Below are 9191 nucleotides of genomic sequence, written 5' to 3' on the forward strand. Positions count from 1 at the left end.
TCGCAGAACCAGATACCGGAGACCTCTTCAGTTGTCGATCACCGCCACGCCGTGACCTCGACCCCGCCAGCCTGACTTACGAAACACGCCTTAGGCGAGAGGCCGCCTCGGATCGCTGCAGGTACCGAGCGAACAGCCGTTTGCTGTCGTCCTCCTTGCGCAGGCCCCATGGTGGCTGCGCAAGGACCACGTCCGCGCTGCTGGGTTCGAACTCCTCGAAGGCGTCGCCGACGTTGATCCACTGGTAGACGTCGTGGATGTAGAGGCGCATCCGGGCTCTCATCGCCGCGCGGGCGTTCGCGTCGTTGCCGGTTACACGGACATTGGGTGCGCTGGCGTGTGCCGCCAACAGGATGTTGCCCGACCCGCACGCTGGATCGTGAACGTCGTCGCCGGCCTCTACCGTCAGTGCCGCGAGCAGTTCGGCGACGGACCTCGGCGTGGTGAACTCGGCGAACTCAGCTTTGCTGTGGCCACCTCGATCCTCAAGCGCATCGAGGACCGCATCGTAGGTCAGGGCCACGGTTCGGAGCAGATCAGCGAGGTCCCCAGTGTCCAGCCGGTCGACGATCTTGACTAACTCCTCGAGTGCAAGGCAGAACGAGTCGGACTGGTCCACCCGCCACCCGTCGGTGTCAGCGAACGGAAACAGCCGCGGCAGCAGCTCCGCCTTCCGCTTCGGGCTCGCCAGTGCCAGCGCAGACCACGCGCCTTCGGCAGGATGCCGCATCGCCGCCGTTGTCCACCGTACGAACAGGACTTCCAAGACCAGGTCAGCGCCGCGTTCGATGCCGATGCCCCGGACCGCGTCCAGCAGCCGCCAGCTAAGTAAGGCCTCGGCACTTTGCCGCCGTGGCTCTGCCCCATCAATCAACGTAGAGTCCCATCACACCCGGGAGCTGCAAGTGAAATTCATCCGGGCAGCATACGTCCCATGACCTTCGTTGCGAGCACAGCGCGTTCTTCGCCGGCCCAGCAGTGCCACACCTGGCGATAAGAGACCGGGACCAGACCACTCGAAGACCCGATAGGCGTCCTGGTCCCACACTGAGTCACAAACTCTCCTGATCAGCAGGGGCTCTTAATGGCCGCGCGGCAGACGGCCCAGGCGCGCGACGCGAACAGCGACACCGGAAAGGTGCCGGGCCGCAGCCGGCATTCGCATCTGCCCGGCGGGTCCTGCGCTGGCCGTCGCCGCCGCATGCCGGCTGCGTCCAAGACGGTCCCCCCGAGTCAGATAGCCGACTCGGACAGGATGCGCTGCACCTACAAGGCACTTTGATCACAAACTGTCAGTGTTCGGTTCGAATTGTCAGCAGGGAGCAGCGAGGGTTCTGCGGTCGTCGGCGCATTCTCTCCCAGGATGCCCTCGCTTGGCGTTGAGGTCCGTTCACAGTCAGGCATCGTCTCTACTTGGTCATTGGCGGACCACTCTGCGATGAAGATCTCGGAACATGTCTTTAATGCGGTGTCACCGGCCAGGTTTGGCGGCGACGGCCCGGACAGCAGTTGGACTGGTGAGCGAATCAGCGCCTTGGGCGCAGTTACCGATCTGACGACCACTGCGCGGATCATGGGACTGTCTCGTTCGGTCGCGTACGACCTGGCCAAATCCGGCCAGCTCCCCGTCCCGGTGCTCCGATTCGGCAGCCGCTACCGGGTGCCGGTTGCGGCCATCCTCCACGCCCTGCACCTGCCGCCCGACCAGCACGGCCATCCGCCGGAGCACGAGCCAACCGCAGGCGGAGAGGCAATTCAGGATCGTCCTCGACCGAGCCCGCGGTCACCTACTGCCGCAGGCTCGGTCCGAGGGACACACGTGAACAGGGCGAAAGGGTCCGTTTTCAAACGCTGTTCCTGCCGGGACCGCGAGGGCCGCAAACTCGGCAACCGCTGCCCGCAGCTCCGCCGGGCGAGCGGAGCGTGGAATCCCACCCACGGCGCCTCAAACCCCCACCGGCGGCACAACCACACACCCCACCACCCGCCACCACCAGCCACAAAGGAATCACCGCGACACCTAGCGGCCCCACCCGGCCACCGGTCAAACGTCGAACCCACACCCCGGCACCGACCAGCCCTCCGCACCACCTCACGCCGCCACGATCCCGCAGAACGGCACAAGCAACCTGCAGGCCAACACCGTGATCAACTTAGGCTAAGCGGCATTGACCCCACACCAGGTGCGCGTTCGGCAGTCGCCAGCACTGGTCGGAGGTCGCGTTGGTGTAGTACGGAGAGTTCGCGGTGTCATCGGGGGCGCAGCAGATGAACTTGCCGCCCGCCGGCAAGCCGCGCACCCCGCTCGACCTTGCCGTCGACGGCGATCACGAGCCGCCACCGCCGCCCGGCCACCACGACCGGTGCTGATCGGGCCAGCAGCCACCGGGCCAGCGCCGCCGACAACACATCGGCGTCGATACGGATCAACAACCGCCACACCGTCGTGGCCGCCGGCACCCGATCGGTGAACCCGAGCCGACCCCACACCGCCCGGTCCTGATTGCGCACCCAATCGGTCACCGAGGCGAACGTGCACGCCCCGGCCAGCACCCGCGCACACCGCCACGGCGAGGATGCTCACCAGTGAGTACCGGCATCCGCGCGGATCACGCGCGTCAGGGATCGTGGCCAACACCTTGAACAGGCCGCGATGCTCACCATCGGTGAGCGTGGCCGGGACCATGCCGGTGGGTCGGTGCGGCAGCAAGATCTCGGTGGGTGATGATGACATCGGCGGGTGCGGTCCTCTTCTGGGTCATGTGGTCTTCGCAAACACCATGATCACCAACGGGTCGCACCCGTCCTACATGGACCCCGCCCCCGACCAAGACCGCTCCGAACCCCCAGCTCAAACGCCCTTCAACCGACTACGCAATAGCCCTGGGGGCACCACGGGGCGGGCGCGTGAAGCGCCCGCCCCGGCCCGGCATCCGCGGTTGCGTACCCGCGAGTGGGGGGACTACTGCCAGTAGGTCCGCCAGCAGCAGTTGGGTGCATCCTGCCACTTGTAGTGGATCAGATTGTCCGTACCGGTCACCTTCACCCGGATCGTGCCCCCGTTGTTGGAGAAGTAGTCGGCGTACACGCCCGTGCGGGCCTTCAGCTGGCCGCCAAGGGTGGCCCAGCCGCTCCAGTCGCCACCTGGAGACAGTTGCCACTTGTGGTTCAGGTCGCCGCCAGCCGCACGGCCGAAGATCTCCAGGCGGCCATCCTGGTTGTGGGTCACGCCGATGCCGCTGGAAACGTTGCCGCCGAGGCTCCAGTCGCCGTTGTTGATCGGCCCGCCGGGCGTCGTCGCCCACGCGTGCCAGACGGTGCCGTTGCTGTCGACCCAGAACTTCTCGGCCCGGCCGTCGGCGTTGTACTCGGTGACGGTGGCTCCCCAGTCACCCGCGTGGGCGGGGCTGGGCGCTACGACCAGTGTCGCGACGAGTGCCGCTGCCGCGAGTATCGACTTGGCTCCCTTTTTCCACATCTGATTCGCCTTGCCCCAGACGATCCGACTTCTCATCGCTTCTACCGTCCTCACTGGGATGATGGGTGCCGCGCGGATGGACTCCCGTGTGGATCCGTGTTGGTAGCCTCCCGGCAGGATTGGCGCTCGTAAATGAGTTTCTGCGGTGGCTAAAGCATGGGCGGTGATTCGAATGGATGTAACTGGCCCCAATCCGACCTACCGAGATCGTCGACCCAGTCGCCGATCGCGACCAACGGGGATGCCCCGGCCATCACTGCGCACATCGCTACCGCGAGCAAGCTCGCCAAGGGATACCGGACCCCACGCGGGCCACGCGGGTCAGGAACCCGCGCCAGGGCCGCCAACAGGCCATACGCCTCGGCACTGACCGGCTCCTCGCCGCGACCCCGACCGGCGGCCTCGGCGGTCTTCGCGGCGTTGACCCAGTTCCGCAGCGTCTCGTGGTTGACGCCAAGTTCCTGACCGACCTCACGCAGTGATCGGCCCGACGAGCGGACCAGATCAACAGCATCCCTACGGAACTGCTCGGGGTACTTCGATGGAGGTGGCACCGGACACCCTGAGCCCATACCACTGTCTGGGCTCAGGGTGTCCGGTCCGCGGGCGGAACCTCAGTCGGCCAAGTTCCCAGCGACCGTGCGGTCCTGGTCGAGCAGGGCGAGGCGCTGCGACAGGTACGCCGCGCGGCCCTGCGCCGGGCGACGGTGCCGGCAACCGGTTCTCGGTGTCCCACCCTGTGCCAGGGTCGACGCCCGGAGACCGCTGAGCGACGGCGGACGGTCACCAGCGGAAGGGCAGGTGGTGCGGGCGGCGAGATCAAGTCAGGTGGCGTTGAGTAGGTCGACGCCAAGGGGAGTGAGGGTGTGCCGGACGGTGTTCCGGTGGCGATGGCTGACGACCAGTCCCGCCTCGCGGAGGACTGTCGCGTGCTGGCTGGCCCCGCCGGGTGAGATGCCGAGCCGCTGAGCGAGTCCTGTCGTCGTGCAACCGTCGGCGATCACCTGCAGTGCGGCAGCGCGGGTCGTGCCAAGCAGGCCGGCGAGGGCGGGGGCGCGCTGCAGGCCGGCGCCGAGCGTCAGATCGTGCTCGATCGGATAGACCAGCACCGGCGGGAGCGCCGGGTCGCGCAGCACGTCCGGCGTGCCCCAGGAGAGATAGGACGGCACCAGCAACAGGCCCCGGCCGTCCAGGTGCAGCGACTGCTCGTGCGGCACGTCGACCGAGAGCACCGGCGGCTCCCAGGTCATCATCGGCCGATAGCTGCGCAGCAGCCCCTCAGTGCCCTGATCGAGCAGCACCTGGGCCCGCCGGGAGCGCTCCGCGTCGATGTGCACCCGGGCGTCCGGCCAGAACGGCGCGACCACGGTGTCGTGGTGCGAGCGGACCGCGGCCGCCACCCGGTCGACGGTGGCCCGGTCGCCCTCGGCCAACAGGCCCAGCCAGGACGGTGCCGGACCGCCGGCTGCGGCCAGGCTAGTCATCTCCCGCCGCAGCCGGGCAGCCGGGGTGGCGCGTAGCGCCTCGATCCCGGCCGAAAGCCCGGCCCCCGCCTCGGCCGGGGTGAGGAAGTCGGGATAGTAGGCGCCGCGCACCAGCGGCATCAGCACCTCGAGATCGGCCCGCCAGCTCGCTTTCAACGCGTTCCCGCGCCACCGCCCGAAGACCAGCGCCGGCCCCGGGCGGCGCAGGCGGAACAGGCTGAGCACGGTCTCCCACAGCGGATCAGGTTCGCCGGCGAGCCGGACCCGGCCGAGGTCGCCCGCCGTAAAGTGGATGCGTAACACGTCGGTCCCCCGCCAGCGTCACCATCTGTCGTCCATTGACAGCGATGAGTGTAGCGGTCGACCACCAGGAGCGGTCACCACCAACCGGTGCATTCGGGCTCAACGAAGTTGATGGGGGTCGGCTGATGCCGCCAGTTTGTCCACCGGCCCTCGGAGACGAAGCTGACCTGCGCGCAGGCCGTCGCGCTGCTGGCCTTCGCCGCCGACGATGCGCGACTGCAGGTGAGCGAGCTGGCCGCCCTCGCCGACCTGCTGCCCGACCATGGCCGACAGCACGGCGTGTTTACCCGGCTGGAAGCCCTGCACGCGCACGCCGACTCCGCCGTCGCCCGGGCGACGAGCAGCGGTCGGGACAACGAGAAGGGGCTTGTGGTCACCCGATCCGGGCAACGGTCGGCGTGGGCCCCGCTGCCCCGAGGTCAAATGGGCGCGGTGCTCGACCGGGATGACCTGATCAAGCAACTCACTGGCATGCTCAATACGCTGACGGCGCTGGATCTACCTCACGGCGACCTCGTCGTGCCCGCCATCGGTCTCGACCCTGCCACCATGATCTCCTACCGCAGGGTCAACGTGCCGAGCAACACCGCCACCTACGGGTTCGGGCAGGCAGACCACATCCACGTCTCCCCGGACGAAGCCATCGATTACGGCAGCGTCATCGCCCGCCCCGCCGACGTGGCCGCCGAGCTCGTCGCACGTCTCATCGCCGACCACCGGGCCGCCACGGGTGTACCGTGCCAAAACTCATCGCACCTGGTGTGAGCTGCTGTTTCGCGTCCCTGGCACAGGATGGCGGGCGTGTTCGTTCGGTTGCTGTACTTGAGCGCGGTGCGCGTGTTCGGCTGGCTGCGGCAGGCCACCCGGAGCGAGGCCGCGATGGTCGCGGAACTGCTGGTGCTGCGCCACGAGGTTGCTGTACTGCGACGCCAGATCGGCCGGCCGCGGCTGTCGTGGCCGGAACGCGCGGTGTTGTCCGCGCTGGTCCGGGCCCTGCCACGAGAACTGTGGAAGCACCGTACCGTCACCCCGGCGACTCTGTTGGCCTGGCATCGCCGACTGGTCCGCCGACGCTGGACCTATCCGAACAAGCAGGGACGGCCACGGGTCAGCGACGAGATCCGTGACCTGGTGCTGCGCCTGGCCCGGGAGAACCCCGACTGGGGGCACCGGCGCATCCAAGGCGAACTCGTCGGCCTCGGTCACCGGGTCGGCGCCGGCACCATCCGCCGCATCCTCGCCGGATCGAGTGTCGGCCCCGCCCCGCGTGAGCTCGACACCGATTGGCGGACATTCCTGCGTGTCCAGGCGGCTGGGCTACTGGCTACCGACTTCTTCCACATCGATACCGTCCCGCTGCGGCGCTTGTATGTGCTGTTCGTCATGGAGATCACGACCCGGCGGGTCCACATCCTCGGCGTCACGGCCCACCCAACCGCCGCCTGGACCACCCAGCAGGCCCGCAACCTGGTGCTGGACCTCGGGGACCGTACGACCCGATTCCGGTTCCTGATCCGCGACCGCGACGCCAAGTTCACCGCGTCGTTCGACACGGTGTTCGCTGCCGAAGGCATCGACGTCGTGAAGATCCCACCGCGCACACCTCGGGCGAACGCGTTCGCGGAGCGTTTCGTGCGCAGTGTCCGGGCCGAGTGCACCGACCGGGTATTGATCTACAACGAACATCACGCCCGCACGGTGTGACGCGACTATGAGGACCACTTCGACCGGCACCGGCCACACCAGAGCCTGGACCAACATCCACCCGACTCCGACCCCGGCGTGGTCATCGCGATCGACAAGCCGATCCGGCGGCGCCGCATCATGGGCGGCGTGATCAACGAGTACCACCGGGCAGCTTGAGCTACTCGCAAATTCGCAGCTCACAAGCCAGAAACAGAGATTTGGCACTGTACAGGGTCCAGCACCGACCATCCGCACATCGGCATGAGCGGACGTCTCGCCCGAACGGATTACCGGGAGCACCATGGATGACATCTTCGGATCCGCCGAAGAGGTCACCAGCCTGAAGGGCCTGGTCAGGGCGTTGCCCCTGGGATCGGTGTCTCAGATGACGGAACTGAGGCGGACTCCAGCAAGCTCACCCGCAACGCTTCACATCGATCTGCAGCACACCTAGAGACGTGGCCTAGGCGAACCGAGACGGCGGCCAGCGCCAGCCATCCCGGGAGCAGCAACGCCTGACCACTTCGACCTCTACTGGGAGGTCACACCGCACCGCTCGACCGCATCACTACAGGTCAAAGCCCTCGTCTCCGTCCGGCGTCGATGAGCACTTCGGCCGCGGAGACCACTTCGCCAACCTGCACCCAATCCGTTCCCAGTGGCGAACGTGGAGCCGCAGGCCGGGGCCGGCGCAGTTGAGGCGCAGTTCAAGGCAGTTCAGGGCGCCGCGCTGCTCCCAAGCTGCTCCCCCCGATCCACGATTCGCAACGGCCAGTCGAAGCCCGCGATGGTCACGCCCGTCGTGAAGCCCTCGATCCTCGAGTAGCAGGACGTCGGCCCTCTTCCACAACGTGCACTGGAAGGGCGACATCAACCTCAGCCTGGACTGCTTCATTTGTCGACGGACCGGCCGCACCACCCGGCTGACCCACGGTGCTGAACACGGCACCTGCTCCGGTGACAGCAGGACCGGCCAGCACCCGGCGGCCGCACGGATCTCAGCGTTCGACCACACGTCCGAGCGGGAACGGACGATCCTGCGCACCATCGTGGACTACTGGTGGGCACCCTTTCACGACGCCGACCGGAACCAGCCGTCGGTCACCTTGACCCGCACTCCATGGGTGCAACTGCACCTCGGCTACCTCTGCCCGGAACCGGTCCGGTCGGGGACGTTCTCGACGCAGACCAATCCTCGCCACCCGCAGACCGACACCTGCGAGCACTGCGCAGCACCCATCGTCCACAGTCACTACGCGCCTCGCATCCAGCTCCAGACCTAGGACTCGGTGCTCGACGGCCCAATAACTGATCCCACCCGTTCGACCGGGGCTGGTAGCGTGCGCCGAACATGAAGATCATGGGGGAAACATCGATGAACCGAACTCGACTCGTCCTGACTGGCTTGGCCGTTGCGGCGGCGATCGCGATGTCCGGCTGCGATCCGCAGCCCGAATCTGCGGGCACCGCAACCTCGCCGTCCCCGGCGGCCTCGAGCGCCGCCCCGACCGGCGGTGCGGCCACCACCGCAACCAGCACCGCGGCCAACGACGCGGCCACAGTGAAGGCCTGCGCCGACATCAAGAAGGACATCAAGGACAACGCGGCTAAGGTCACCAAGGCCGAGAAGATCGGCCCGCCAGCCGGGCACTTCGCGGTCAGTGCCCAGTGGGTCGCCGGCTCGGTCGCGATCCTGGCGCACTCGATGGGCGCCAACGAGGCAGTCACCGCCGCCTCCGAAAAAATCCAGAACGAGATGATGGGCCTGAGCGACGCGTACAACAAGTCCGCCGACGCCAAGCCCAGCAAGAAGGCCCTGGAAGCCGCTATCAAGGAGCTGGACACCGCCTGCTCGGCCGCCTGAGCGGTTCGACCACGCAATCGGCGGTGACCCTCACCCGGACGGTCACCGCCGATTCGCATGTCCGTGCGGCCTGCGGCACCTGGGTCAGCGGCCTCTGAGCAACCCGCGGTCAGCCTACGCGACGCCCAGCGAGCTACCGCAAAGAGCGGCGCGCTGTTCCCGGCAAGCCGCACATCCCTCCAGATACGTGGCTACCGGGTTGCGGGCCAGTGCTCCGCCCTTCAGGGCGGGGGTGAAAGCCCGCGCTGGGAGGGCCGCCAAGGCCCGGGCAGTGCCTTAAGCCGGGCGGTTCTGCTGCTCGATGTACTGACGCACGACACTGAGCGGCGCCCCGCCCACGGAGCCCGCGAAGTACGAACCCGACCAGAGTTTGTTG

The 9191-nt window shown here is 67.6% G+C and carries 11 protein-coding genes; 4 read left to right on the forward strand and 7 right to left on the reverse strand.

Annotated features, from left to right (window positions below; translation table 11 throughout):
* Positions 1 to 76 precede the first annotated feature (76 nt).
* The 6 genes from ABZS37_RS32360 to ABZS37_RS32385 all read right to left on the reverse strand — a co-directional run bounded on the left by ABZS37_RS32360 (position 77) and on the right by ABZS37_RS32385 (position 5577).
* A complete protein-coding gene (locus tag ABZS37_RS32360) occupies positions 77 to 874 on the reverse strand; it encodes an N-6 DNA methylase (RefSeq protein WP_355175350.1) in 798 nt (265 codons plus the stop codon).
* Positions 875 to 2250: 1376 nt separating this feature from the next.
* The gene (locus tag ABZS37_RS32365; RefSeq protein ID WP_355175352.1) at positions 2251 to 2523 is read right to left on the reverse strand and encodes a DDE transposase family protein; all 273 of its coding nucleotides are present in this window, start codon (positions 2521 to 2523) and stop codon (positions 2251 to 2253) included.
* A gap of 439 nt (positions 2524 to 2962) precedes the next feature.
* A complete protein-coding gene (locus ABZS37_RS32370) occupies positions 2963 to 3514 on the reverse strand; it encodes a hypothetical protein (protein WP_355175354.1) in 552 nt (183 codons plus the stop codon).
* 113 nt (positions 3515 to 3627) lie between these two features.
* Positions 3628 to 4050, reverse strand: coding sequence for a transposase family protein (locus tag ABZS37_RS32375; protein ID WP_355175356.1), 423 nt, complete (start codon positions 4048 to 4050; stop codon positions 3628 to 3630).
* A 252-nt stretch (positions 4051 to 4302) separates the two neighbouring features.
* Positions 4303 to 5265, reverse strand: coding sequence for a winged helix-turn-helix domain-containing protein (locus ABZS37_RS32380; protein ID WP_355175358.1), 963 nt, complete (start codon positions 5263 to 5265; stop codon positions 4303 to 4305).
* A 99-nt stretch (positions 5266 to 5364) separates the two neighbouring features.
* On the reverse strand, positions 5365 to 5577 hold the full coding sequence (locus ABZS37_RS32385; protein ID WP_355175360.1) for a hypothetical protein: 213 nt from the start codon (positions 5575 to 5577) through the stop codon (positions 5365 to 5367).
* 111 nt (positions 5578 to 5688) lie between these two features.
* Between ABZS37_RS32385 and ABZS37_RS32390 the strand changes: the two genes are divergently transcribed.
* From ABZS37_RS32390 to ABZS37_RS32405, 4 genes are all read left to right on the forward strand, one after another.
* Positions 5689 to 6030: a hypothetical protein gene (locus tag ABZS37_RS32390; protein ID WP_355175362.1), complete on the forward strand. Its 342-nt coding sequence runs from the start codon at positions 5689 to 5691 to the stop codon at positions 6028 to 6030.
* 36 nt (positions 6031 to 6066) lie between these two features.
* The gene (locus ABZS37_RS32395) at positions 6067 to 6969 is read left to right on the forward strand and encodes a hypothetical protein (protein WP_355175363.1); all 903 of its coding nucleotides are present in this window, start codon (positions 6067 to 6069) and stop codon (positions 6967 to 6969) included.
* A gap of 833 nt (positions 6970 to 7802) precedes the next feature.
* Entirely contained in the window at positions 7803 to 8234 is a 432-nt protein-coding gene (locus ABZS37_RS32400) for a hypothetical protein (protein WP_355175365.1), read from the forward strand.
* Positions 8235 to 8302: 68 nt separating this feature from the next.
* A complete protein-coding gene (locus tag ABZS37_RS32405) occupies positions 8303 to 8815 on the forward strand; it encodes a hypothetical protein (protein WP_355175367.1) in 513 nt (170 codons plus the stop codon).
* A gap of 276 nt (positions 8816 to 9091) precedes the next feature.
* On the opposite strand, the gene ABZS37_RS32410 is transcribed toward ABZS37_RS32405, so the two are convergent.
* The coding region (locus ABZS37_RS32410; RefSeq protein WP_355175369.1) for a transposase at positions 9092 to 9191 on the reverse strand (100 nt) is incomplete at its 5' end.

It is taken from the genome of Micromonospora sp. NPDC005413, assembly GCF_040606435.1.
Classification (GTDB): Bacteria; Actinomycetota; Actinomycetes; order Mycobacteriales; family Micromonosporaceae; genus Micromonospora.

Bases quoted from the DNA above. Each gene is read 5' to 3' on its own strand.
- ABZS37_RS32370 (WP_355175354.1), bottom strand. From the start codon at position 3,514: ATGAGAAGTCGGATCGTCTGGGGCAAGGCGAATCAGATGTGGAAAAAG.
- ABZS37_RS32375 (WP_355175356.1), bottom strand. From the start codon at position 4,050: ATGGGCTCAGGGTGTCCGGTGCCACCTCCATCGAAGTACCCCGAGCAG.
- ABZS37_RS32390 (WP_355175362.1), top strand. From the start codon at position 5,689: ATGGGCGCGGTGCTCGACCGGGATGACCTGATCAAGCAACTCACTGGC.
- ABZS37_RS32405 (WP_355175367.1), top strand. From the start codon at position 8,303: ATGAAGATCATGGGGGAAACATCGATGAACCGAACTCGACTCGTCCTG.